Source organism: Rhodococcus oxybenzonivorans (assembly GCF_003130705.1).
GTDB lineage: Bacteria > Actinomycetota > Actinomycetes > Mycobacteriales > Mycobacteriaceae > Rhodococcus_F > Rhodococcus_F oxybenzonivorans.
Window position 1 is genome coordinate 4,508,230 of the sequence record NZ_CP021354.1, and the last position, 23,856, is coordinate 4,532,085.

Consider the following 23,856-nt stretch of genomic DNA (forward strand, 5'->3'; position numbering starts at 1 on the left):
CTGCGTGATGTGCGCCACAGTGTAATACGTAATGCCAGTCACAGTTAAGTGCGGTCATGCCCGACACCGCAGAGGTCAGAGCTCTACACCGGCGAAGAGGTCACGCTCACGGCCACGATCGTCGACCTCCCCCGACCGACCACGGGCCAGCACGAAGTGCTCCTCCGGAAGGATCGGCTGGGCGACGGCGTTGGAGAGCGCGAACTCGGCACCTCCGGGTGCCACCGTCACCTGCGTGGCATGAGCCGCGAGTGCGGCCTGCTTGGCGTCCAGGACCGCCCGCACGTCGATCACCGTGGTGACCTGGGAGTCGGGCACGCTCGGTAGTTCGCCGGGCTCGGGCAGTCGCCATCCTTCGGGGAGGTCGCCGATCCGGCAGATCCCCGACTCGAGCGCGCTCGCCTCGGTGACCGTCCAGTACAGCTTGGCCACCGGCCACGGTTCACCAGCGTCGGGAAATGTCGTCGTCCCCGACGCCTCCACCGCTGCCTCCGTGAGCCGATGCGCCTGGATGTGGTCGGGGTGCCCGTAGCCGCCGTGCTCGTCGTAGGTGACGACGACGTGCGGTCGCAGCTCCCGAATGACCGCCACCAAGGCTGCGATCGCCGTTTCTTTCTCGGCGTTGACGAAGGCCCGCGGATGAGCTGCCGAGGGCGTACCCGCCATCCCCGAATCGCGAAAGTGCCCCGCGCCTAACAGGAACCGCGGCCGGCCGGCCCCGAGAATCGACAGGGCAGACCTCAGTTCGCCGATCCGGTATCCGCCGAGCTGATCGGCGGCACCGGCAACGAGCCCGGCCCACTCGTCCCCGATCACCTCGCCTTCCTCACCCAGCGTGCAGGTCAGGACGTGTACCTCGACACCCTCGGCGGCGTAATGCGCGATAGTGCCACCAGTGGTGATCGTTTCGTCGTCGGGATGGGCATGGATCAAGAGAAGGCGCCGATCGGTCATTCCTCGATCCTGCTCCAACCGGCCGCGTCACTGAAAATCCCTACCGGCACAGCGCCCGACAGCGACACTCCCTCGACACCCGGCCCTACCGCCACCAACGTGCGGTCCTGCATGATCGGCAGTACGGCAGCGAGATCCCACAGTCGGCGATCTGCGTCGGCCAGAGCCTGAGATACGTCACCCGCACCGCGCAACGCGGCGTCGATCGCGGGCTGCAGCGACGGGTCGCACACGCCGGACAGATTGGACGGCGCTTCCGCCTCTGCGGCGGAATTCCCTTCCGGTGCCGACCCTTCGGCTCGAGCTGGCGTGTTCGTCGCTGCGGCGGGCGGGCAACTGTGCCGGGAGGCCAGCGCGGTTGCCGGATCGGAACCGTCGCGGGACCATCCGACGACGGCACCGATCTCGCCGCTCGTCAACGCTTCTCCGTACAACTCTTCCGCGGGTATGGATTGCACACTGGCGTCCACTCCAGCACCACGCAGTTGGTCGGCAGCCGTGTTCGCGACAGCACTGGCAGTGTCATCCCCCTCTGGAGTTCCGATGACGAGCGAGAGCGGCACGCCACCGCGGACGAGCCTCGCCTGCGGCACGGTTGCGGCGGGATCGGGAGTGGGCGCGGCAATGTCGGAGACATAGCCGTATTCCGCGAGCTGCGCCAGCACCTGTTCGCGGGACGGACGCGCGGGGGCGGTAGCGGTGTATCCCGGGTCGGACGGGGCGTACACCTGCGAGCGGGTGGGAACGGCGGCCGCTTCGCTTCCCGCCCCGACGACCGCCAGAAGGTCGGTATCGAGCAAGTCCAGCAGACTCCGCCGCACCCGGACGTCCGCGAGTTCGGGCACCCGTCCGTTGAGGGTCAGCGACAGCCCTCGCGGCTGGAACGACGCACCCGTGCGCACGGTCGGGATCGCCGCGAGCTGAGCGGAAGTGGCTGTGCCGCCGTGAATCTGCACGATCTGCGTGTCGTTGTTGCGCATCGAGTCGGCGAGCTGCGCGGGGGTTCCGTCACGCCGCATGAGTATCTGGTCCGGGGTCGCCGGCATGTCCCAGAATCGATCGTTACGTTCGAGCAGAATTTCGTCGCGACCGCGGTCGATGTTTTTGATGTGGAAGTGTGCGCCCGACACCGGAATGTTCTCGGACAGCCCGGTGGCGAATCCCCCCGGCGAATCCTTGATCAGGTGCGACGGCAGGAGGTCGGTGAACAGCTCTCGCCACGCCGGGTACGCGGACTTCATCACCACGTTCACGGTCTTGCCACCGCCCGACGACCGCACGTCCTCGATGAGTTGATAGCCGGCCGGGTCCACCGCTCCCGGGGCGCTGATCATCTGCTGCCACAGGTAGCGGAAATCCTCCGCGGCGATGGGCGCACCGTCGGACCATTGCGCTTCGTTGCGTAACTGATAGGTGATGGTGAACGGTTCTTGCGACGAGACCTCGGCGGAGATCACGAGCGAGGTATCGGGGATCCAGTTACTGCCACCCACACGCTGCGGGTCGGGAACGGGGCGGAACGGGCTCGGGAGGACGAGTGCACTGACGGCGGAGTTCGCCGGCGACTGATCCGACAGGAGATGCGGGTTGAATCCACTGCCGACGTCGTCGATGGCCACCACGACAGGCTGCTTCTCCGTGGGTGAGACGGTGGGTTTGGGGCTGTCGGTGCTCTCGACGGGAGGCGGCGGGTCGGCCGTACACGAGGTGAGGACCGTCGTGGACACTGCGAGAAACACCGCGGTGGTCACGAGCCCGTTGCCACGCCTTCGACGCCGAACTCCCCACGCTCTGTCGATCGAACCCCCAGCAACCACCGCGCCGCCTTTCCTCAGAGATACCGGAAGGCTCCGGAAACCCTCGAGCGAATGTACCTTCGGTCGGCGATCGACCGAAGGTACATTCGCCCGTTGTGTCTTACGTGGTCGGACGCGGGACCTAGAGGGCCGCCTTGTCGCGGGCCTTGGAACGCGAACGCTCACGGGCGCGGTCGGTGGCCGACAGGTGCACCTTGCGCACCCGCACGACCTCCGGGGTGACCTCGACGCACTCGTCGCCGGCGCAGAACTCCATGGCGCCCTCGAGTTCGAGCTTGATGGGCTTGGCGAGGGTCTCCATCACGTCGGCGGAGGACTGACGCATGTTGGTCAGCTTCTTCTCGCGGGTGACGTTGATGTCGAGGTCCTCCTGGCGCGGGTTGATGCCCACGACCATGCCCTCGTAGGTATCGGCACCCGGCTCGACGAAGAAGGTGCCGCGATCGGCCAGCTGGATCATCGCGAACGGGGTGACGGTGCCGGTGCGGTCCGAGACGAGCGAACCGGTGTGGCGTGCCCGGATCTCGCCGGCCCACGGTGCATAACCGTGGAACACCGCATTGGCGATGCCGGTACCGCGGGTCTCGGTGAGGAAGTCGGTGCGGAAACCGATGAGGCCACGCGACGGGACGATGAACTCCATCCGAACCCAGCCTGCACCGTGGTTCGCCATCTGGACCATCTTGCCCTTGCGGTTGGCCAGCAGCTGGGTGATGGCACCGAGGTACTCCTCCGGGCTGTCGATGGTGAGCTCCTCGAAGGGCTCGTGCACCTTGCCGTCGACCTGACGGGTGACCACCTGCGGCTTGCCGACGGTCAGCTCGAAGCCTTCGCGGCGCATCTGCTCGACGAGAATGGCGAGGGCGAGTTCACCACGGCCCTGCACCTCCCAGGCGTCGGGGCGACCGATGTCGAGGACCTTGAGCGAGACGTTGCCGACGAGCTCCTGGTCGAGGCGGGACTTCACCATGCGGGCGGTGAGCTTGTGCCCACTGACCCGGCCGACGAGCGGCGACGTGTTGGTGCCGATGGTGACCGAGATGGCGGGCTGGTCGACGGTGATCCGAGGCAGCGGGACAGGGTTTTCCAGATCGGCGAGCGTGTCACCGATCATGATGTCGGGGAAACCGGCGACGGCGACGATGTCCCCGGCAACTGCCCTCTCGGCAGGCTGACGCTCGACGCCCTTGGTCGCGAGCAATTCGGTGATCTTGGCCTTGGTGACGACGGGCTCGCCGTCCACCTCACGGCACCAGGAGACGGTCTGACCCTTGGTCAGCTCGCCGTTGTGGATGCGCACCAGCGCGAGGCGGCCCAGGAATGCGGAGGCGTCGAGGTTGGTGACGTGAGCCTGCAGCGGCGCGTCGACGTTGCCCTTGGGTGCGGGAACGTAGTTCAGAAGCACGTCGAACAGGGCGTCGAGGTTCTCGGCGTCCGGTGCGTGACCGTTCTCGGGCTGACTCTTGGACGCCTTGCCCTCACGGCCGGAGGCGTAGAGGACCGGGAGGTCGAGCGCGAGTTCGGCGGCTTCCGCGGCCTCGTCGTCGAGGTCCGAGGCGAGGTCGAGAAGCAGGTCGTGACTCTCGGAGACGACCTCTTCGATGCGGGCATCGGGGCGGTCGGTCTTGTTGACCACGAGGATCACGGGCAGCGAGGCTGCGAGGGCCTTGCGGAGCACGAACCGAGTCTGCGGCAGCGGGCCCTCGGAGGCGTCGACGAGCAGGACGACACCGTCGACCATGGACAGGCCGCGCTCGACCTCACCACCGAAGTCGGCGTGGCCCGGGGTGTCGATCACGTTGATCACGGTGACGCTGCCGTCGGCATGGTGCTTGTGGACAGCAGTGTTCTTCGCGAGGATGGTGATGCCCTTCTCGCGCTCGAGGTCGCCGGAGTCCATGACGCGATCGACCAGCTCGGCGCGCTCCTCGAAAGCCCCCGATTGGCGCAGCATGGCGTCGACGAGAGTGGTCTTGCCGTGGTCGACGTGTGCGACGATGGCAACGTTACGGAAGCTGGTGATGGTCACGCGATGGCTCTCCTGGCTGAGTTGATTCGGCCACGCGAAAGTTCACTCGCACGACCTTCTGGCGGCCGCATTGTCATCCTGATTCAGAAATCCCTCGTCGAGGCGATGGCAAAATCGCTCATACAGGCATCGCGGCCACGTAAATACTACCCGCCCGCGGCCCGGTTCCGCGCATCGCGGACGTCGAGGGGCATCGGGCACCAGCGTAAAGTGATCTGCGCCACGCGGTGTGCGAGCCGGTTCCAGGTCGACAGCGGACGAAGTCGCGGCCACGCTAGCCTGGGTCGAGCGTCGCATCCGGTGTTCCGTCAGAGCTAGGGAGGCCGAGCCGAGCATGGGCAAGATCAAGGCCACCGAGGTCTCGGGCCTCAAGCCGAAGAAGAAGTGCTGCCGCAGCAAGAAGCGTTGCCTCAAGTGCCCGGTGGTCATCATGCGGATGAAGAAGCTCGAGAACGAAGGCGCCTCCAAGAAGGAACTGAAGAAGGGCCTCGTGAAGGCCCGTAAGACCTGAGCCGGCGGCCCGATCGACCGTTGTCCTCAGTTTCCACTGTCGAGGTACGGACGCAGGTCCGGCACCCATCCCTGATCGTTGCCGACCAGGTCGATCTCCACGAGCTCTCGGCCGTTCACCCATCGCAGCTCGGCATGGTCGAGCGCGGACGGTGTTCCCGACACCAGGTCCACCCGGTAGGCGCGGAGCACGCGCCCGTCGGGAAGGGGCACGTCGCCCCCTACCCTCGTGCCCCCTGCTACCTCGACGCCGAGTTCTTCTCGCAGTTCCCGCCGGAGCGCGTCCTCGGCCGTCTCCCCTGCTTCGGCCTTGCCGCCCGGCAGTTCCCACAGGCCCGCCAGCTCGGGCGGTCGCGTCCGCTGGGCGAGTAGGAGGCGTCCGTCGACGATGATCGCCGCAGCCACCACTTCGCCGTTGTTCGTGGCGGGTCTTGCAGGTTCCGTCGGCACCGCACCATCATGGGGTATGACCGAGTTGCTGTCAGACGGAAGTATCGATGCCGGGCTCGCCGGACTGCCCGAGTGGCGGCGCACCGGCGACTCCCTGGTCCGCACCATCGAGTCGCCGAGCTTCATCGACGCGATCGAACTGGTCCGCAAGGTTGCCGCGGCCGCCGAGGCCGCCAACCACCATCCCGACATCGACATCCGGTGGCGCAAGGTCACCTACACCTTGTCGACCCACTCGGCCGGGGGGATCACACAGCTCGATCTGGATCTCGCTGCACAGATCGACGTGCTGGCAGGGTAGGCGTCAGCTTCGCCCGTCTGCCCGCCCAGGCAATCCAGGCATACACGGCGAATGCGCCCACCACGTCGACGGTGCCGAGCCACGCGAGCACCGCAGGCCGTGAGATGAGCCAGATCGAGTCCTGGAAGAAGCTCAGGACCCACGGCACCCCGATCAGCGTCGTGACGAGCCAGTACCCCGCGACGACCCGGGTACCGAACATCGATCCGTAGGGGCCGTGAAGAAGCCAGATCAGCATCGGGATCACCCATACCCAGTGGTGTGACCACGAGATCGGGGACACGAGCAGTCCCAGCAGCTCCACGACGACGAGTGTGCCCAACCTGTCGTCGCGGGCGAGCGCGCGCCAGGCGAGCACCGCGAGGACCACGGTGAGCGCGACTCCCACCACCCAGACTGCACCCGTTCCGACGTCGTACCCGAGCAGCCTCGACAACGCCCCGCGCAGAGACTGGTTCCATACCGAACCCACCGGACCGATGCGATCTGCGTCCCCGAGCAGGTGGGTGAAGTACTCGCGGGCCTCGGAACCGATCAAGAGATAGCTGAGGCCGACGGTCGCCGCGAAGGCGACGCCCGAGAAGACTGCCGCTTTCCACCTGCGCTGGAGCAGAAAGTACAACCCCGTGATGGCCGGGGTCAGTTTGATGCCCGCCGCGAAGCCGACGAGCGCACCCGACAGCCACCACCGTGAACTACGTACCGCAGTCATCACGAGCAAGGCGAGGAAGACATTGATCTGCCCGTAGTCGAGCGTGGTGCGCACCGGCTCCAGCCAGACGCCCACCGTCGTCCACAGAAGTGCCACCGTCCGCCAGTGGGGTCGACGGGCCGCCGCGCCGAGCACGAGACTCAAACTCATGCGGGCCAACGCATACAGCGCGAGGATGGTGAGCAACTGCCAACAGACGCCGACCAGGGTGAATGGCAGGAAGTGCAGGGGAAAGAAGACGAGCGCCGCGAAGGGTGGGTATGTGAACGGCAGTGGAAAGTCCGGTGTCACTTCCGAATAGGTGAAGTCGTACAGGTTGCCACCGCCGAGAGCCTCCGAACCGTCGACGTAGACGTGTAAGTCGACGAGGTTCATCCCGTTGGGGCTCAGCAGTGTCCACGCCATCCGTCCGAGCACCGACAACGCGAGAAGCACAGGCGCCCAGCGCAACAGCGCGCGGCTTGCGGAAACACGTTGTGACGAGGGAGAAGACGGGTCCTCGGAGTCCGCTCCGCCGTCGGACGCTCCTTCGTGGGACGCTCCTTCGTCGGACGCTCCTTCGTGGGACGCTGCTTGGTCGGACACAGTGTGGCGCTCTCCCGTGAGGTGTGTAGACGTCTCAGCCGATCCCGAAACGGTCCCGCACAGCGTAGACGCCCGGCCACATACGCTCCGCTCTGTCCGTAGCAGCGCGTAACAGTTGCATCACCATCATCACTGATCACACCAGCCACAGGCTATGGTTCCGGGAAGGATCACCGCCGGGGTCACCATGCCATACACTCCCACCGGGGCGCCGCAGCTACCACGGGGATGCACTCGTCAGCTGTACAACCCGGGGGCGCTGTACATAGAGTGGCCCCCCGAGCCGTAAGACGTGGATTGGATTGTCGTTCACGCTGTTATGACAAGGATGGGGAGACTGTGCTTCGAACCCGAGGTATGCGCAGGGCATTTACTGCTTTCGCAATTGCCGCAGCAGCAGCGATGGCAGTGCCGGTACAGGTATCCGCGCAGCCGACGCCGCCGCCCGTGCCCGAGGGCATGCCTGTGGAGATGCTCGCATCGTTTGCTCCCGCGATCATCGGCGCAGCCGCTGGTACCGAAGACATCGCTGCAGGCCCGCAGGCCGAACTTCTCGCGCAGGCACGCAACCTTCTCGAGTCTCCCGGCATTCCTCCCGAGATCAAGTCCACCCTCGAGCGCGTCATCACGTTCCTCGACGGCAGCGGTGGCGGCGGACCCGAAATCCCGCAGGACAACGCACCCGTCATCGCCCAGTTCCTGTACCCGACGCTCGGTAAGGGCTGCATCGGAGAGGGCGCCGATTCCGTCGGCACCGCACTCGCCGTGCCCGGACCCGCGCAGCTCCCGCCGCCCGGACCTGCGGCCGGACAAGCCGGCTTCGTGTTCACGGCGCTCGGAACCAGTGCGGTCGCTGCCGAGCAGCCCAATCCGCTGACCGTCACGTGGATCAACCTGGACAACCAGCGCCGCGAGACGCAGAACCTCACCAACGAGGCACGCATCAACCCCGACGGCCCTGCCACTCTGTCCGCGATTGCCGACACCGGCCCCGGTCGCGTCATCGCCGTCATCTCCGGCGGACTCACCACGCAGAAGGAAGGGGCGGCACCCATCACGTGCAGCTTCCTGCCGACCGTGGGCATGTTCCGCGTCGCATAGCAGTTCTTCGCGAAAGGCCCCCGGACTTCCGGGGGCCTTTTCGTCGGTTCAGCCCGATCACCGTGTGCCGACGACACCAGCGTGGTAGACCGAGGAATGCCCTCCAAGCACTCCTTCCGCCGTTCTCGGCACGCCCACCGATCGATACTGTCGATTCGCTCGGAAGGGTCCATCCTCTCGATCGGGTCGGCCTACTCGGTTCTGTCGATCGGCAGCGTCGGCTCGGTCCTGTCGATAGGGTCGGCCGGCTCGATCGGGTCGGTGCTGAGCACGGGCTCGTTCGCCAGCCTGGGCTCTGCCCTGTCCGGACTCTCGGGCTGGTCCCTGATGTCCTGGCGGGGATGGCACGAGTCACCTCAGGAGCATCCCCAACTCACGGTCATCGCCGAAGAACCGGACCTTGCCCGGGACGCGACCGCGCACGTGCAGTCCTGAGCGCTACGACCCCGGCCGCCCTTCCTTCGACCGGCGGGGCCAGCTCCGGCCTTCCAAGTTCTCTACCTCCGCGTTGAACTTCGACAGCAGTCGACGCAACTCTTCACGATCGCCGTCGCTCCATCCGCCGATCACCCGTTCCACGCCGCTACGACTCAGCTGTCGATCACTGCGCAGGTGCTCGAGCCCGAGATCGGTGGCCTGCACCTTCCGCGCCATTCCCCCATCGGGATCGGGAACGCGCTCCACCAGTCCTCGCCGCAGCAGTGCCCCGATCTGCCGGTTGATCGTCGAGATGTCGAGGCGGAACGCCTCCGAAAGCTCTTTGAGAGTGACCGGATGCTCCAGTTCGAGGCGGCTGAGTAACAGGTAGGCCGAGCGATCGATCTGCAATCCCGCCCGTTGGGAATGCACGTAGTGCCTCGACAACAAGGTCAGCTCGTTCTCGATGTCGGCCGTCACCGCCTCGCGATCGGACACCGTCACCTCCCGAAGTTTCCTTCATCCTGCCCGATCGACAGCGTTGTGCACGATACACACGATGTGTAGGGTACACATCTCTGGTGTCGTGAACGCGTCGCGCCGAACCTGTACACCCCGGGAGGTGTCTGTCGATGTCCGTTCCACCGCCGAACGCCGGTATCCGAAGCCGGCGGCACGCACCGCCGCTCATCCTCGCCGTCCTCGGCTCGTGCGGGATCGTGGTGGCGCTCATGCAGACGCTCGTCATACCGATCATTCCCGAATTGCCCCACCTCCTGGGGGCGAGTGCGGCGAATACGTCCTGGGCAGTCACGGCGACTTTGCTCGTCGCCGCCGTCGTCACGCCGATCAGCGGTCGACTGGGTGACATGTTCGGCAAACGCCGCGCCCTGATCGGAAGCCTCACACTGCTGGTGCTCGGATCGGCGGTGTGCGCGATGGCCTCCTCATTGATTCCGATGGTGACGGGTCGTGCCCTCCAGGGTGCGGCCATCGGCGCGATCCCACTAGGAATCGCCATCCTTCGCGACGTGCTCCCGCCGAAAAGGGTCGGCGGCGCGATGGCGGTGATGAGCGCGACCCTCGGAGTCGGGGGCGCCGTGGGATTGCCCATCGCCGCGACCATCGCGCACTACACCGATTGGCACATGCTGTTCGTCGTATCCGCCGTTCTCGGCTGCGCCTGTATCGCCCTGACCTTGCTCGTCATTCCCGAATCGCCCGTGCGGCGGCCCGGCCGCTTCGACTTCCTCGGAGCTGTCGGCCTTAGCGTCGTTCTCGTCACGTTCCTGCTGCCCATCACGAAGGGCGACGACTGGGGATGGGCGAGCGGGCAGACGCTAGGACTGTTCGCGGCGTCGTTCGTGAGCCTACTCCTGTGGGGGTTCCTCGAGCTACGGACCGCCGCACCCCTGATCGATCTCCGCGTGAGCGCACGACCTCCGGTCCTGTTCACCAACCTTGCCTCGGTTGCCGTCGGCTTCGCGATGTACGGCACCTCCCTCTCGTTCCCCCAGTTGTTGATGGCTCCGCAATCGACCGGTTACGGGTTCGGCCTGTCGATGATCACCGCGGGCCTGGTTCTCGCCCCCGGCGGCCTGGTCATGATGGCGCTGTCCCCGGTATCGGCGCGCCTCTCCGCCTGGCGGGGACCGAGGGTGACCCTGATGACCGGCGCCGTGGTGATCGGCCTCGGTTACGCGGTGGCGTACGTGGCGGCGTCCGCGGTCTGGCAGGTCCTGCTCGCCGGAATGGTGATCGGCGCGGGCATCGGCCTGTCGTACTCCGCCATGCCCGCCCTGATCATGAGTGCGGTTCCCATCACGGAATCGGCGGCGGCCAACGGATTGAATTCGCTGATGCGGTCGATCGGCACATCCACGTCGGCAGCCGTCGTCAGCGTGATCCTCGCGGGAATGACGGTCACCGTCGGCACGGCGGTCATCCCGTCGCTCGACGCTTTCCGCGCCGGGTTCATCGCCTCGATCATCGCCTCGATGGTCACACTGGTTCTCGCGTGGCTGATCCCGTCGCCCAGGAAGGACCTACGACCCGTTGACGAAGAACGCGGTGTAGAGGACGGAGGCGATCGTGTAGCCGAAATCGATGAGCAGATCCATAGTGCAACTCCCGGTGTCGAAGTGAATGAAGTGACACCTGATGCATCGGCGCCGGCTCGCCGAGCGTTTCACCCAGCATCTCGCCCAGCGGAAACTTTCCCACAAAGCGACTGAAACGTGTTCTCATTTCCGTAGGCGCACCCCTACGGGCGCCATGAGGGAAGGACACGGGGATGTCGTGGAGTCGGGCCGAACTGAACGACGCATTTGCGCACTACCAGCGAACGGTCAGCCGGTGCGTCGAGCTCGGGGATTGGAACGGCTTCGCCGATCTGTTCACAGAGGACGCGACTTACGCGGAGCACGCGTTCGGGAATTTCGAGGGCCGCGAGGCCATCCGGGCATGGGTCACGCGGACCATGTCGACGTTTCCCGGCAGCCGGATGACACAGTTTCCCGCGAACTGGCACGTGCTCGACGAAGAACGCGGGTGGGTGATCTGTGAGATCGACAATCCTATGGAAGATCCCGGAGACGGTTCAGTGCACGCGGCCGCCAACATCACGATCCTCCACTACGCGGGCCACAACCTGTGGTCGCGGGAAGAAGACGCGTACAACCCGCTGAATTTTCTCGCCACGGCCAAGAACTGGTGCCGCGCAGCGGAAACCGCGGGAAAACTCCCCGACGACGCTCGCGAGTGGCTCGTTCGGATGGGCGAGAAAACCTCTGGCTAGCCGCCTCGGCGCAGGCTAGCGGCGGAGCGAGCCCGAACGCTCACCACTGGCCGTAATCGGGCGCGAGAATGTCATTGAGGTCGATGCCGACGCCGTCGACAGTTCTGGCATCGATTTCGTACTGGTGCAGATGAGCTTTCGGGTGAACGTACCCCTCCGGAGTGCCCCAGTCGTGCTGCCAGTACCACGACCCGAGTCCGGCGAGGATAGCCAGATCCAACGTCGGCGAATTTGCGTAGATACCCGTATTCGCCTTGCCTACCACCGATTCCCACCCCGCGAGATACGGCGCGATCATGGTGAGGAAGTCTGCCGGCGTGGGATTGTCGTCGATCGATGCATAGATCGGCCGATTCTCGGGACCTCCGGCGGCAAGGTGGAGCTCGAGTCCACGCTCCGCGTGACGTTTTCCGGCTTCGAATCCGCCGCGCCAATCCGCCGTAGACCCCTTGCCGAACTGGTAGCACGACACGACGGACAACCCCGCCTCTTGCAGAGCGCTCGCCTCGTCGGCGCGGAGCGGCTTCCCCACCATCCACTCGGCTCCCGGTCGCCGGTCCGACACGTAGCGGATGGCCCCGGCGTATCCGGCCGCGCTGATCGCCTCTGCCGACGGCACTCCGCCCGAGTAGTCGATGAGTGTGCCGAGGCTGTCGGCATGCGCCACCGCGCCCGACACCAGGGTGGAGGTGAGTGCGGCCACTCCGGCTACGGCCGACCCCGCGGCCGCATACCGGAACAAGTCCCGTCGAGAAATATGCACTGTGCCCCTCATATCCAATCGGTCGCGCCCCGGCGTGTCGTCGACAAGTGTTTCTGCTCAGTCGCTATGTTGTTCGGTTTGCATTCCACCACACTCACTGGTGTCCCGCCAGCCACTTGGACGACATCAGTCACACTGGACACTCCTATTGGCGGGACGCAACATCGCCCTCGTCACTGCGCTACGTCGTTGTGGCGCGCGGCCGCCTGCCGGGTCGCCGTGAGAGACCCCACGTTGCACGTTACTTCCAATAACACTTACCTTGGGGGCTGTGGGGCATAGCCGCCTCGCACGACAGTTCGTTCCATCGCGAAAGGGCGGTGCGTCATGAGCATTGCGGTTGTCTCGATTCTGATCGCCATCGGGCTCACTCCACTCTTCGTGAGCGGCGGCGGAGGTCTCGACTTCCGGGCCCGCCAACTCGGGTACCGGATGCGGGCCCGCCACTGAGGCAGAGAGTTACGCCTTCGCCGCGAGGGCGAGTGCGGTCGATCCAAGTTTAGGCAGACGAAGGTCGGCAATAGGTGTGAGCATGTTGCCCAGCCGATTCGTGACGAAGGCAATCGACAGGCCCGTCTCCGCGTCCGCGAACGCACCCGACCCGCCCAAGCCGTAGTGCCCGAACGTCTTCGACGGCTGGGTGCGTCTCGCCACCATGCCGGCGTGGTAGCCGAGACGCCAATTCATCGGCAGACCCAGCACGTAATCGCGCCCCGTGGTCTGCACCTCACCGAGTTGCGTCACGACATCGGGCGCGAGGAACTCGACGCCGCCCACCGATCCGCCGTTTGCCAACGCCCCGTACATCTTTGCGAGCGCGCGGGCGCTGAACACTCCATTCCACCCAGGCATCACACTGTCGTGGACAGCCGGGTTGCGGACGAGTAGATCGAACCCTGCCGGCATTCCGGCATCAGCGACGTTACGCAGTCCCGGAAGTCGAGACATCGCAAAGGACGTCGCGGCCCAGGGGACACCGAACGGGTTGATGTGCGGAAAGGTCCGGGCGATCCGGCCGCGTTCGTCGAGCGGAACCGCGTACCAGAAGTCCTTCACCCCGAGCGGTTCGGCGATCTCGGTTTTCACCAGCTCGGTGAAGGGCTGTCCCGACGCCCGCGACGTCACTTCGGCGATCAACGAACCGAAGGTGACCGCGTGATACCCGGGAGCGCGCAGTCTGCGCCGATCGGGGGTCGCGGCAGCCAGCGCGGCGCTGACGAGGGAATGGTCCATCAGGCTCAGCGGTTCGGGTACCAGGCCGCGAACCCGATGGAGTCCGGCACGGTGCGACAGCAGCTCGCGTACCGTGATCGCCTCCTTACCCGCCGCTGCGAACTCGGGCCAGTACTGCGCGATAGGGACGTCGTAATCGATGACGCCGCGCCCCGCCAGTCGGTGTAGCACCGTGGATGCGACGCCCTTACCGGTGGAGAAGGTCAGCGTGACAGTGTCGCCGTTCCACTGCGTCTTCCGGCTGGCCCAGCCCGCCCAGACGTCGACGACGGGCTCACCGTGCAGATAGACCGACAGGGCGCCGCCGCCCTGCCTCGTGTCGCGGAACAGCTGAAAGAACTGGTCCACGAGCCTTCCGAAGCGCCGGTCCACCAGCATCCCTGCCGGCGGCCGCGCCGTTCGGCCGATCAACGGCCACGGCGTTGTGGTCGTCATGCCTGTTGTCCTAACAGTCATTTCCCGTGAGCACTGTGCACACCTACTTCCTCTGTACACACCACGGAGGCTGCGGGTGGCGGTTGGCGGCCTACGTGACCGGTTCGTGGCCATACCGCAACGGAAAATGCGCCTGAACAGCGCACGAGCACCGCTTTTGCTATTTCGGTTCGAGTGAGCGGAAGTAGTCCGAGCGGACCTCTACGTCCTCGACGAGACGGGTGGTGGTCTGCACTCCCAGCGCGTGCTCCTTGAGCAGGTCACACAGCCGATCCCCGTCGATGAGATCGATAGGCGGTGCTCCGTCACGCTTCGACTCCGTGCGGGCGTCACCGGTGAAGGTGCCGGTGGTGATGAGTAGCCCCTTCTCGCCCCGACCAGCCATTGCGCCTCGGAAGTCGCGCACGGCGCCGGCGCCGACACTGCCGTTGTGACGCTTGCACTGGAAGAAGACCGGAAAGCTGAGCAGCGACAACTGGTAGACGCCGAGCCCCTCGATGTCGCCCTCTCCCCCGCGCCACGTGACGGATGCGCTCGAGAACCCCGCTTCGCGCAGCAATCGCTGCGTAAGGCGTTCGAACGCGGCCGGCGACATCTTCAGAACGGTCTCGAGGAGCACGTCTTTCCAGCCGGCATCGGTGTCGACTTCGGTGATGTTCGTTTCCGGTTCGTCGGTCCTGCGAGACGCGGCCTTGGCCGATTTTCGGGCAGCGTTCCTCTTGCGGTTCTCCGCCGAGGACTCGGCATGCAGAGGCCGAATCTGACTTTCGGTGACCTCGCGACCCTTCTCCGTGACACTCCACACCCCGCGGCGGCTGTTCGTGAGCAGACCCATCCCCTTGAGGTGGGTGCGGGCCCACGCCAACCGGTATTCGATCTCGGTGCTCGGCCCGTCTCCGTGCAGTACACCCTGGACGTCGGACGATAATCCTTCACGCTCGATGACCGCGTTGTCGAGTTCTTCGTTGGACGCCGAACCACCGAGCGCAATCACTGCCTGAAGCGCTGGCCACAGGAGGTCGACGTACCGAGGAACCTGAACAGTCATGGCGACAAGCATGCCGGAATCGACCGGGCCCCCCACACACCGGACCCCGATCCGTTCACCCCGGCGAATTCTGCAACTGCCGAGCCTCCTCGCGGTTCTCGAGCTGTGCCCGGTAGATCGTCTTTCCGGATCGCCGCACGATGAGATATGCGAGGGCGACGGCGACCATTCCCGGGGCCAGCACACCGATGCTGCCTGTCATCTCGGCCACCATCAACATCACCGCGAGCGGTGCCCGGGCGATGCTGCCGAAGCAGGCCATCATGCCGACGATGACGAACGGCGCCGGACTGTCGGGGACGCCGGGAACGATCGGTTCGAGCAGGCGCCACACCGCGGCACCGGTGAATGCCCCGATCACCATGCCGGGGCCGAAGATACCGCCGGAACCACCGGACCCGATGGACAACGAGGTGGCGAGAATCTTCGCGAACGGCAGCAACAGCACCACCCACAGAGGAATGGCCGCGAGGTCGACGCGGGCCATCGATTGCTGGATCCAGCCGTATCCGCTGCCGAGCACCTCGGGAAGTGCCAGCGCCATCAGCCCGACGAGTAGCCCCCCGACCGCCGGTTTGACGATGCGACTGCCCGGCAGCCGGTGGCTCAGGTCGACGAACGCATAGAACGTCCCGCTGTACAGCAGTCCGATCAGTCCTGCCAGGATTCCGATGATCGCGAACCACACCAGCTGTATGGGGGATTCGAACGTGTACTCCGACGCGGCCGCACCGAACAACGGCCCGAAACCGAGGATGCTGCCGAACACCGAGTAACTGACGATCGAGGCGACCATTCCCGGCACGAGTACGTCGTATTCGAAGTCGTCCTTGTAGGGAATCGCGCAACACAGCACCGCCCCTCCGAGCGGCGCACCGAAGATGGCGCCGATGCCGGACCCGATGCCCACCGCGACAGCGATTCTGCCGTCGCGATCGGACAGGTCGAGCTTGCGGGCGAGCAGCGAGCCGAAACCTGCCGAGATTTGCGCCGTCGGCCCCTCACGGCCGCCCGACCCGCCCGACCCGATGGTGATCGCGGAAGCGACCAACTTGACCAGGACGACGCGGATCCGGATCATCCGCGGATTGCGGTGAAACGCCTCGATCGCCGCATCGGTTCCGTGCCCTTCAGCCTCCGGCGCCAGGGTAAATACGATCACTCCGGAGACAAGCCCGCCCAGTGCCACCACGAGTGGGACGGCCCAGGGACGGGTGAATTCTCCGCTCCCGGCTGCACCGCCGTCTCCTGCCGCAGTCGGGGGCTGATATCCGGCGAGTTCACCGAGGAGCAGATGCGTAGCCCCCGCGAGAGCGACGGAGAACACCACCGCCCCCAACCCTGCGATTGCGCCGATGATAGATCCCAGCACGAGCCACTTCGGTAGGTAGCTCGCATTCCGGACCCACGTCGCCACCGACGTCGGGATCGACCGCACGGCCTTCGCCAGGTGCGCCACGCGGGTCACTCCAGCTTTCCGAAGACCGTCCGGCCCTCCAGAATCGTGGCGAGCACCTCGAGACCCGCGATGTCGTCCGGGTCCACGCGCAGCGGATTGGCCGACAGCACCACGAGGTCGGCGTGCTTGCCGAGTGTGATCGATCCGATGGCATCCTCACTTCGCAGGTGCCATGCCGAGTTGATCGTCTCCGCTCGCAGCGCCTCGAGGACGGGAATTCGTTCCTCGGGTGCGAGGACGCGGCCCGACCGCGTCCGGCGTGTGACCGCGTCGGTGATGTTGCGTAACGGGTTCGTGGGAGTGACCGGACCATCGTTGTGGAACGAAATACGCTGACCGGCCGCGATAGCCGAAGCGGCTGCCGCCCAACGAGACCCGCGCTCGGCTCCGAACAGGTCGTCGACGAGGACGTCGCCCCAGTAGTAGAGATGGTCGACGAACATGCTGCAGGTGACGCCCAGTTCCGTTGCTCTGCGGAATTGCTCCGGTCGCATCGCGCCTACGTGCTCTAGGCGCAGACGGTGGTCTTCGCGCGGTGCCTCGGTGAGCATTCTCTCCCACGCGTCGAGGACCAAGGTGACCGCGTCGTCGCCGTTGGCGTGACACGAAATCTGCCAGCCCTTCTCGAAATACGGGCTGCTGATGTCGTGGACCTCCTCGGCCGTGTAGTTCGCCTTGCCACGTGTTCCGGCGAGTCCCAGTGCCCGGGTGACCTCCGAGTCGATGTACGGAAAACTGGTGGCGGCGTTGCCGACCCACGGAGACCCGTCCGCCCAGATCTTGATACCCACCTGCCGGAGAAGATCGTTCCCGACGCCCGGCGACACCGCAGTGGCTCGTTGAGGATTCGACATCTCATAGAGACGCAGCCGAGTGGTGAGCGCACCGGACCGTGCGATCGCCGTCAACGTCGCACTGAATCGAGGGTCGAACGCCATCTCACTCACGGTGGTGATTCCTACCGCGTTCATTCGTGCGCATTCAGCCGCGAGAAGCTCTGGCAGACGGGCGGTAGCGCCGGCGAGCACGTTGGCGGCCACCGCCATGACGGCGGGCGCTTCGAACGCCGACCCGTCGAGTTCGCCCGACGGATCCCTGCCGTAACTTCCCCCTTCGGGGTCGGGCGTCTCGCGGGTGAGCCCGGCGTCGCGCGCTGCGACATCGTTGAAGTAAGCGACGTGCCCGGTGTTGTGCAGGATCACCATCGACGTCTCGCGCGCAACCGAATTGAGCCATTCCCGCGTAGGAACGGGCAAACCCTTCTGCAGCAGCGGATCCCATCCGTTGAGGACGACACCCTCCGGGTGCTCGCCGACGGCCCGGCGGACGGTGTCGACCACCGTGTCGGCATCGGCGATGGTGACGGGGCGGATGTCCACCACGGGCTCGCCGAGCAGGACGGCCGAGTTCAGCGGATGCCCGTGGGCCTCGACGAACCCCGGCATGATGCACGCGCGGTGCACGTCCACCGTTGCGGTGGTGGGTCCGATCAACGGGAACACCGCGGCGTCATTTCCGACAGCGGCTATCCGCCCGTCGCGCACAGCAACGGCCTGCGCTCGCGGCCGCGTGTCGTCCATGGTGACCACGTCACCGAACAGCACCAGATCCGCTGCCTTCTCGTCGTTCGTGCCCATCAGTGCACCCTCCCGTCAGACCGGGCGCGGGCGAGTGCCCGCACGCCGGCAGCGAGCGTCGACTGGAACTTCAGATTACAACCCGGGATGCAGGCCATAGGGAGAAATAGGCAGCAAGAAGTTCCTGTCTCGGACAGCGATGACCCGAGCGCTGCCCGATGGGTTTCACGGCGACGGCGCAGCGCGGTACTAGACGGCGCAGCGGAGCACTACCGGAGTCGGGCCCCGGTCGGAGTGGGGCTCGGCCGCACCGTCATGCACTGAGCACTGGTATCGCCGGTCAGTTACCCTCGACGGTGATGTCGGCCTGGTCGACGTTCACTCCCTCGCCGGGGTTCGCCGTACCCTTCACGGAGATCCGGCCTTTATCGACACCCTGCGCGGCGAGCGCGTCGGCGACCGCATTGGCGCGTTGCTCGGCGAGTGCCTCCGCCGCAGCCTCATCCGAGTTGGCGGCGTACGCCGTGATTTCGACCTTGTTGTCGCTGGCTTTCAGCGCGGCGGCCACCGCGTTGATGGTCACGCCGGAGACGGCATTGAGTTCGGCGGACCCCGATTCGAAGCCGATGGGGACCGCCGAGATCGCCGAGTTGATGGCGTTCTGAGTGGCCTCGCGGGCCGTGTTCACCGCCGAGGACGCGGTGGCCTGCACGCTGCTCATCGCCCCTTCCATACGGTCCGACATGGACGCCGACGTCGTCGTCGTTGCTATCGGGGCCTGATCGGAGCTGTCGTCGGTACAGCCGGCAGCGCCTACGACGGCGAGGGCCGCCACTGCGATGCCGCTGACGAGGGTCTTGCGCATCATGGATCCCCTATACGTGTGTATTGCCGGAAGCCTTCTCGTGAGGATAGCCGCGGTACGAGCCCTCGGCGGTGGTATTCGCACGAGTCCGAGTACATCCGCCGGAGACGCGTAGAGACGCCATCCAGAGATGCCATCGGCGCCACCGATTATTTACTTTGCGTTCCTCGCAATTCAATCTCTCGAATTGCGATCCCCATTCGATCACGGTAAGAAGGTGGACGGCGCCCGCTCAGCGCCACAAATTCCCACGACCGAGCAAGGAGTTATCAGCATGGATCTGTCCTTCCTTTCCGAGTTCTTCACCGCAGTCTCCGACCTCGTCGGTGCCCTCGATTTCTTCTCGGGCTCCGCTGAGGCACTGAGCGGTACGGAAGAAGCCGCATAGGCATCCGCTCCACTTGGCTGGCCATTTGCGCTGGTAACTAGCTCGACAGCACGCGACGGTGCTCGCCCGTTCCTCGGGGGAGCACCGTCGCTTTGTCATTTCCTCGGCACTTATCGGTGCACGTGAACGCAAATCACAAGCGTGTAACGGAACAGCACGCACGCATCAACACTCGTCAACATCGAGTATTAATGGTTATTTTGGTCGAACGACCAGTTGCATAAATCCCAAGATCAACTTTCTACGCCGAGGATTAATTCACTCAACGCCCCGCCTTTACGCATTGCGCATGCCGACCGGCAGTTCACCCGGCAGATTGAGTGCACATCTGTACACTCACTCCTCATGATTCAATCCGAGCTGCGGCGTCGATCCGAAATACAGGCGCTCGCCCGGCTGGCCCTCGACGAGATCGGGGGTGCAGCAGACGGCATCGGGTCCATGCACCGCGCCATCGCGAACCGCATCTTTGCCGGCATCCGCGCAGGCCTCGGGCCTTCGGTGCAACCAGTGCGATTGCTCCACGACGCTCTCTCCGACGCGATCTACACCGCCGTCGCGAGCAGCGCCCGCCTCGGCGGCGCTCTGGCCGGACAACTGCTCGACCTTCCGACTTCCGACAACGTCCCGCCGTCGCAGACCAAAGCCGGCGCTCAGGTGATCGCCATCATCTCAGGCCTGATCGGCGACGCACTGGAAATGGAGGGCTCCCCCCTCGCGGAACCGATGGCGGTTCGTGTCGACGGGGCCGCGATCCCCCTGGACAGCGGCGCGCTGGCAACAGCGTTTCCCGAGGCGAGCCCACGTATCGTCGTCTTCCTCCATGGCCTCGTGGAAACCGAGAGTGCGTGGACGCTCGGCGGAAGACCGACCTACGGCGAACGCCTCGAAACCGATGCCGGGTTCACGGCGCTGCAGATCCGGTACAACTCAGGACGCCACATCTCGGACAACGGAAAGTCCCTGTCCGGACTTCTCGACACGCTGACTGCGCGGTGGCCGGTCGAGATCGAGTCGATTGCCCTGGTCGGGCATTCGATGGGCGGACTGATCGCTCGTAGCGCCTGCTACGCGGCCGCCCAGGACGATCGACCGTGGGTACAGCAGGTACGGCAGGTCGTGAGCCTCGGATCCCCACACCTCGGGGCGCCGCTCGAGCAGGCGGTGCACTACGTGAGCGCAGCGTTGGCGGCACTGCCCGAGACGCGGGCGGTATCCGGACTGCTCCGTCGGCGGAGCGCGGGTATCCGCGACCTCAATCAGGGGTCGCTGGTCGACGAGGACTGGCGCGACCGCGACCCGGACGCGCTACGTGCGGCTGCCTGCAACGAGGTGCCCCTGCTCGAGGGCGTGATGTACTTCTTCGTCTCCGCCACCATCACGCGAAGTCCCAGGCATCCCCTGGGACGTCTGCTCGGTGACGGCATGGTTCTCGTGCCGAGCGCATCGGGCCGCAATAGAACTCGGATGATCGGGTTCCGCGAGGAGGACGGGATGCACCTGGCCCCCGCTAACCATTTCACGATGCTCAACCACGAGTCGGTGTACGAGAAACTTCTCGGCTGGCTGACGTCCGCGACACCGGAGTCGGCCGGGAAGCCCCCGAACCCCCCGGCCGACTCTGGTCGTCACGAACTGGAGTCGTGATCGCATCAGGTTAACGCGACTCGGGCCGGCCGTCGGCTGTCTGTTTTCCCAGACTCCGCGGAGCACCGGTTGTGTTGCCTCACAGGCTTCGGAAGCCGATCAGGCCATCGTCGTCTGCCACACGATGGCGGCCGCAAGCGCGCCTGCGCCGTTCAACGACCAGTGCAGCGCAATGGGCGCGATGAGGCTACCGCTTCGGCGGCGCAACCACGTGAAGACGACGCCCGCCGCGGCGGTGGCCACGACCGCGGCGAGAACGCCGAGTATCTGACCGAGCAGCCCACCGCCGAGGACCCCTGACAGTCCCTTGTTCCCCGACGTCAACCCGAGCGAAGACGCGATGTGCCAGAGGCCGAACAGAAGCGACCCTGCCGCGAAGACTCCGCGCGCACCGTAGACGCGCTCCAACGTTCCGTGGAGGACACCGCGGAACGCAAGTTCTTCCGGGATGACGGTCTGCAACGGGATCACGATCATCGAGGCGATGAGTGCCCCGGAGAGGGTGGCGTACCGGTCGGCCATGAAGAACGGGCGAGTGATGGGTAGCGCTGCGCCGATCGCCACGACACCGATGACGATGGCCATCGCGGCCAGGGCGTACACCGAACCACGCCGCAAGTGGCGGGGTGAGAGTCCGAGTTCGGCCCAGCCGAGCCCCCGGCGACGCGTGAGAACGAGGAGGACAACGGCGGAGACGGGAACGGTCGCGATACTCGCCCACACGGTGGTGAAGTGCGCGATCAGGTTGGTGGCCGCGAGGACGATCACCACGATCGCGATGTCGAGGTAGGCGTGCAGCACAGGTTTGCCCGCGCGCTCGTCGCCGGATCCGGGTTCGACGGCAGTCACACAGCCAGCTGGTGAGGTCATGAGGTCAGCCGCAGTCGTTCGTGTCGTCGCATCAATTCAAGTGTACGGATTTGTCTGTGAGACCCCTGTGACAGCTTTTTGAAAACCCTGTGACAGGGGCCACAACCTCGCCCCCGGCCTCTGCCGCCTCACGTAGCCGCGTCTAGCCTGAGTACGAACTTCACACCCCTCGCTGTCCAGGAGATAGAATGGCCGACTTCCTCTACGAGGACTTGCTGCCGATCGGTGACGACCCCACCGAATATCGGTTGCTGACCACCGAGGGGGTGTCGACCGTCGAAGGACCGGACGGCCGCACCTTCCTGTCCGTCGAGCCCGAGGCCCTTCGCCTCCTCACCGAGACCGCTCTCCATGACATCTCGCATTACCTGCGCAGCGACCACCTGACGCAGCTGGCGAGCATCCTGGACGACCCGGAAGCCTCCGGCAACGACAAGTTCGTTGCCCTGGACCTGCTCAAGAACGCGAACATCTCCGCGGCGGGCGTCCTCCCGATGTGCCAGGACACCGGCACGGCGATCGTCATGGGCAAGCGCGGTCAGCACGTCCTCACCCCGGGTGACGACGAGAAGGCCATCGCGCGGGGTGTGTACGACGCGTACACCAGGCTGAATCTGCGCTACTCACAGAACGCTCCGATCACCATGTGGGAGGAGAAGAACACGGGAAGCAACCTTCCCGCGCAGATCGAGCTGTACGCCGACACCGCGGCAGGTCACGAGAACTCCTACAAGTTCCTGTACATGGCCAAGGGCGGCGGCAGCGCCAACAAGTCGTATCTGTTTCAGGAGACCAAGGCCATCCTGAACCCGGACGGCATGATGCGGTTCCTCGAGGAGAAGATCCGAGCGCTCGGCACCGCCGCCTGCCCGCCGTATCACCTCGCGATCGTCGTCGGCGGTACCTCGGCCGAGTTCGCGCTGAAGACCGCGAAGTACGCGTCCGCGCACTACCTCGACGAGCTTCCGAACGAGGGTGCGATCACCGGTCGCGGCTTCCGGGACCTCGACCTCGAGGAGAAGGTCCTCGAGCTGACCCGCCAGATCGGTATCGGTGCACAGTTCGGCGGGAAGTACTTCTGCCACGACGTCCGCGTCATCCGCCTTCCGCGGCACGGTGCGTCGCTGCCTGTCGCACTCGCCGTGTCCTGCTCCGCCGACCGCCAGGCGAAGGCGAAGATCACCCCCGAGGGCGTCTTCCTCGAGCAGCTCGAATTCAATCCCGGCCGGTTCCTCCCCGAGGTCACCGACGCCCAGCTCGACGCCGAGACCGACGGTGTGTCCGGCACCGGCAAGGGTGCCGCAGTGAAGATCGACCTCACCAGGCCGATGCCGGAGATCCTTGCCGAGCTGTCGAAGCACCCGGTGAAGACCCGCTTGTCGCTCACCGGCCCGCTCGTCGTCGCCCGCGACATCGCGCACGCCAAGATCAAGGAGCGACTCGACGCCGGCGAGGACATGCCGCAGTACCTCAAGGACCACCCGGTGTACTACGCCGGCCCTGCCAAGACCCCCGACGGCATGGCGTCCGGTTCCTTCGGACCCACCACCGCCGGTCGCATGGACTCCTACGTCGAGCAGTTCCAGGCGGCGGGCGGCTCGATGGTCATGCTCGCGAAGGGCAACCGCTCCAAGCAGGTCACCGATGCATGCAAGAGCTACGGCGGCTTCTACCTCGGGTCGATCGGCGGTCCCGCAGCGCGTCTGGCCCTCGACTGCATCAAGAAGGTCGAGATAGTCGAGTACGAAGAGCTCGGCATGGAAGCGGTGTGGAAGATCGAGGTGGAGGACTTCCCCGCGTTCATCGTCGTCGACGACAAGGGCGAGGATTTCTTCGCCGGTGTCTCGACTCCCACCCTCACCATCGGCAAGCGCCCGGGGCTCTAGGCGCTCCGCGCT

General features: G+C 65.6%; 22 protein-coding genes. 9 read left to right on the top strand and 13 right to left on the bottom strand.

Going from position 1 to position 23,856, the window contains the following annotated elements:
- Positions 1-75: 75 nt before the first annotated feature.
- The 3 genes from mshB to typA form a co-directional block, all read right to left on the bottom strand.
- Complete coding sequence (gene mshB, locus CBI38_RS21155; RefSeq protein ID WP_109331920.1) at positions 76-954, bottom strand: N-acetyl-1-D-myo-inositol-2-amino-2-deoxy-alpha-D-glucopyranoside deacetylase; 879 nt, start codon at positions 952-954, stop codon at positions 76-78.
- Positions 951-2,771 carry an ABC transporter family substrate-binding protein gene (locus CBI38_RS21160; RefSeq protein WP_109331921.1) on the bottom strand — a complete coding sequence of 607 codons (1,821 nt, stop codon included), beginning with the start codon at positions 2,769-2,771 and terminating at the stop codon, positions 951-953. Before CBI38_RS21160 ends, mshB begins: the two co-directional genes overlap by 4 nt.
- Positions 2,772-2,892: 121 nt before the next feature.
- A complete protein-coding gene (gene typA, locus CBI38_RS21165) occupies positions 2,893-4,800 on the bottom strand; it encodes a translational GTPase TypA (protein ID WP_109331922.1) in 1,908 nt (635 codons plus the stop codon).
- Positions 4,801-5,134: 334 nt separating this feature from the next.
- Between typA and CBI38_RS38470 the strand changes: the two genes are divergently transcribed.
- Positions 5,135-5,311 carry a hypothetical protein gene (locus CBI38_RS38470; protein ID WP_201453443.1) on the top strand — a complete coding sequence of 59 codons (177 nt, stop codon included), beginning with the start codon at positions 5,135-5,137 and terminating at the stop codon, positions 5,309-5,311.
- 26 nt (positions 5,312-5,337) lie between these two features.
- Here the strand turns inward: CBI38_RS38470 and CBI38_RS21170 are convergent, their stop codons facing one another.
- Positions 5,338-5,718 carry a (deoxy)nucleoside triphosphate pyrophosphohydrolase gene (locus CBI38_RS21170; RefSeq protein ID WP_109331923.1) on the bottom strand — a complete coding sequence of 127 codons (381 nt, stop codon included), beginning with the start codon at positions 5,716-5,718 and terminating at the stop codon, positions 5,338-5,340.
- Positions 5,719-5,776: 58 nt separating this feature from the next.
- Here CBI38_RS21170 and CBI38_RS21175 point away from each other — a divergent pair, with 58 nt between their 5' ends.
- A complete protein-coding gene (locus tag CBI38_RS21175) occupies positions 5,777-6,061 on the top strand; it encodes a 4a-hydroxytetrahydrobiopterin dehydratase (RefSeq protein WP_109335254.1) in 285 nt (94 codons plus the stop codon).
- Here the strand turns inward: CBI38_RS21175 and CBI38_RS21180 are convergent.
- Positions 6,009-7,358: a mannosyltransferase gene (locus CBI38_RS21180; RefSeq protein WP_109331924.1), complete on the bottom strand. Its 1,350-nt coding sequence runs from the start codon at positions 7,356-7,358 to the stop codon at positions 6,009-6,011. The two genes, CBI38_RS21175 and CBI38_RS21180, sit on opposite strands and share 53 nt — an antisense overlap.
- Before the next feature lie 357 nt (positions 7,359-7,715).
- Here CBI38_RS21180 and CBI38_RS21185 point away from each other — a divergent pair, with 357 nt between their 5' ends.
- Positions 7,716-8,459, top strand: coding sequence for an Rv1157c family protein (locus CBI38_RS21185; RefSeq protein WP_109331925.1), 744 nt, complete (start codon positions 7,716-7,718; stop codon positions 8,457-8,459).
- A gap of 96 nt (positions 8,460-8,555) precedes the next feature.
- Positions 8,556-8,894: a hypothetical protein gene (locus tag CBI38_RS21190; protein ID WP_109331939.1), complete on the top strand. Its 339-nt coding sequence runs from the start codon at positions 8,556-8,558 to the stop codon at positions 8,892-8,894.
- Positions 8,895-8,897: 3 nt separating this feature from the next.
- On the opposite strand, the gene CBI38_RS21195 is transcribed toward CBI38_RS21190, so the two are convergent.
- Positions 8,898-9,380, bottom strand: a complete 483-nt coding sequence (locus CBI38_RS21195) for a MarR family winged helix-turn-helix transcriptional regulator (protein WP_109331940.1) — start codon at positions 9,378-9,380, stop codon at positions 8,898-8,900.
- 128 nt (positions 9,381-9,508) lie between these two features.
- Here CBI38_RS21195 and CBI38_RS21200 point away from each other — a divergent pair, with 128 nt between their 5' ends.
- A complete protein-coding gene (locus tag CBI38_RS21200) occupies positions 9,509-11,110 on the top strand; it encodes an MFS transporter (RefSeq protein ID WP_109331943.1) in 1,602 nt (533 codons plus the stop codon).
- 59 nt (positions 11,111-11,169) lie between these two features.
- Positions 11,170-11,673, top strand: a complete 504-nt coding sequence (locus CBI38_RS21205) for a nuclear transport factor 2 family protein (protein WP_109331944.1) — start codon at positions 11,170-11,172, stop codon at positions 11,671-11,673.
- Between the two features lie 40 nt (positions 11,674-11,713).
- Here CBI38_RS21205 and CBI38_RS21210 read toward each other — a convergent pair whose 3' ends face one another.
- A complete protein-coding gene (locus CBI38_RS21210; protein ID WP_109331950.1) occupies positions 11,714-12,448 on the bottom strand; it encodes a DUF1906 domain-containing protein in 735 nt (244 codons plus the stop codon).
- Positions 12,449-12,763: 315 nt separating this feature from the next.
- On the opposite strand from CBI38_RS21210, the gene CBI38_RS40140 reads away from it, so the two are divergent.
- Positions 12,764-12,886, top strand: a complete 123-nt coding sequence (locus tag CBI38_RS40140) for a hypothetical protein (RefSeq protein ID WP_257792430.1) — start codon at positions 12,764-12,766, stop codon at positions 12,884-12,886.
- 9 nt (positions 12,887-12,895) lie between these two features.
- Here the strand turns inward: CBI38_RS40140 and CBI38_RS21215 are convergent, their stop codons facing one another.
- From CBI38_RS21215 to CBI38_RS21235, 5 genes are all read right to left on the bottom strand, one after another.
- Entirely contained in the window at positions 12,896-14,104 is a 1,209-nt protein-coding gene (locus CBI38_RS21215) for a serine hydrolase domain-containing protein (protein ID WP_109331951.1), read from the bottom strand.
- A gap of 160 nt (positions 14,105-14,264) precedes the next feature.
- On the bottom strand, positions 14,265-15,164 hold the full coding sequence (locus CBI38_RS21220) for a restriction endonuclease (protein ID WP_109331952.1): 900 nt from the start codon (positions 15,162-15,164) through the stop codon (positions 14,265-14,267).
- 43 nt (positions 15,165-15,207) lie between these two features.
- Positions 15,208-16,620, bottom strand: a complete 1,413-nt coding sequence (locus CBI38_RS21225; protein WP_109331953.1) for a chloride channel protein — start codon at positions 16,618-16,620, stop codon at positions 15,208-15,210.
- Positions 16,617-18,248 carry an amidohydrolase gene (locus CBI38_RS21230; protein ID WP_109331955.1) on the bottom strand — a complete coding sequence of 544 codons (1,632 nt, stop codon included), beginning with the start codon at positions 18,246-18,248 and terminating at the stop codon, positions 16,617-16,619. Before CBI38_RS21230 ends, CBI38_RS21225 begins: the two co-directional genes overlap by 4 nt.
- 280 nt (positions 18,249-18,528) lie before the next feature.
- A complete protein-coding gene (locus CBI38_RS21235; RefSeq protein WP_230989905.1) occupies positions 18,529-19,056 on the bottom strand; it encodes an OmpA family protein in 528 nt (175 codons plus the stop codon).
- Positions 19,057-19,786: 730 nt separating this feature from the next.
- Between CBI38_RS21235 and CBI38_RS21240 the strand changes: the two genes are divergently transcribed.
- Positions 19,787-21,088 (top strand): lipase family alpha/beta hydrolase, encoded by a 1,302-nt coding sequence (locus CBI38_RS21240; RefSeq protein ID WP_109331956.1) that lies wholly within the window; start codon positions 19,787-19,789, stop codon positions 21,086-21,088.
- A 99-nt stretch (positions 21,089-21,187) separates the two neighbouring features.
- On the opposite strand, the gene CBI38_RS21245 is transcribed toward CBI38_RS21240, so the two are convergent.
- A complete protein-coding gene (locus CBI38_RS21245) occupies positions 21,188-21,958 on the bottom strand; it encodes a CPBP family intramembrane glutamic endopeptidase (protein ID WP_109331957.1) in 771 nt (256 codons plus the stop codon).
- Between the two features lie 188 nt (positions 21,959-22,146).
- Here CBI38_RS21245 and CBI38_RS21250 point away from each other — a divergent pair, with 188 nt between their 5' ends.
- Positions 22,147-23,844, top strand: coding sequence for a fumarate hydratase (locus CBI38_RS21250; protein ID WP_109331958.1), 1,698 nt, complete (start codon positions 22,147-22,149; stop codon positions 23,842-23,844).
- Positions 23,845-23,856 lie beyond the last annotated feature (12 nt).

Bases quoted from the DNA above. Each gene is read 5' to 3' on its own strand.
- CBI38_RS21250 (WP_109331958.1), top strand. From the start codon at position 22,147: ATGGCCGACTTCCTCTACGAGGACTTGCTGCCGATCGGTGACGACCCC.
- CBI38_RS21200 (WP_109331943.1), top strand. From the start codon at position 9,509: ATGTCCGTTCCACCGCCGAACGCCGGTATCCGAAGCCGGCGGCACGCA.
- CBI38_RS21215 (WP_109331951.1), bottom strand. From the start codon at position 14,104: ATGACGACCACAACGCCGTGGCCGTTGATCGGCCGAACGGCGCGGCCG.
- CBI38_RS21235 (WP_230989905.1), bottom strand. From the start codon at position 19,056: ATGATGCGCAAGACCCTCGTCAGCGGCATCGCAGTGGCGGCCCTCGCC.
- CBI38_RS38470 (WP_201453443.1), top strand. From the start codon at position 5,135: ATGGGCAAGATCAAGGCCACCGAGGTCTCGGGCCTCAAGCCGAAGAAG.
- CBI38_RS21220 (WP_109331952.1), bottom strand. From the start codon at position 15,164: ATGCTTGTCGCCATGACTGTTCAGGTTCCTCGGTACGTCGACCTCCTG.
- CBI38_RS21230 (WP_109331955.1), bottom strand. From the start codon at position 18,248: ATGGGCACGAACGACGAGAAGGCAGCGGATCTGGTGCTGTTCGGTGAC.
- CBI38_RS21175 (WP_109335254.1), top strand. From the start codon at position 5,777: ATGACCGAGTTGCTGTCAGACGGAAGTATCGATGCCGGGCTCGCCGGA.
- CBI38_RS21210 (WP_109331950.1), bottom strand. From the start codon at position 12,448: ATGAGGGGCACAGTGCATATTTCTCGACGGGACTTGTTCCGGTATGCG.
- mshB (WP_109331920.1), bottom strand. From the start codon at position 954: ATGACCGATCGGCGCCTTCTCTTGATCCATGCCCATCCCGACGACGAA.
- CBI38_RS40140 (WP_257792430.1), top strand. From the start codon at position 12,764: ATGAGCATTGCGGTTGTCTCGATTCTGATCGCCATCGGGCTCACTCCA.
- CBI38_RS21185 (WP_109331925.1), top strand. From the start codon at position 7,716: ATGCGCAGGGCATTTACTGCTTTCGCAATTGCCGCAGCAGCAGCGATG.
- CBI38_RS21240 (WP_109331956.1), top strand. From the start codon at position 19,787: ATGATTCAATCCGAGCTGCGGCGTCGATCCGAAATACAGGCGCTCGCC.
- CBI38_RS21190 (WP_109331939.1), top strand. From the start codon at position 8,556: ATGCCCTCCAAGCACTCCTTCCGCCGTTCTCGGCACGCCCACCGATCG.
- CBI38_RS21205 (WP_109331944.1), top strand. From the start codon at position 11,170: ATGTCGTGGAGTCGGGCCGAACTGAACGACGCATTTGCGCACTACCAG.
- CBI38_RS21245 (WP_109331957.1), bottom strand. From the start codon at position 21,958: ATGACCTCACCAGCTGGCTGTGTGACTGCCGTCGAACCCGGATCCGGC.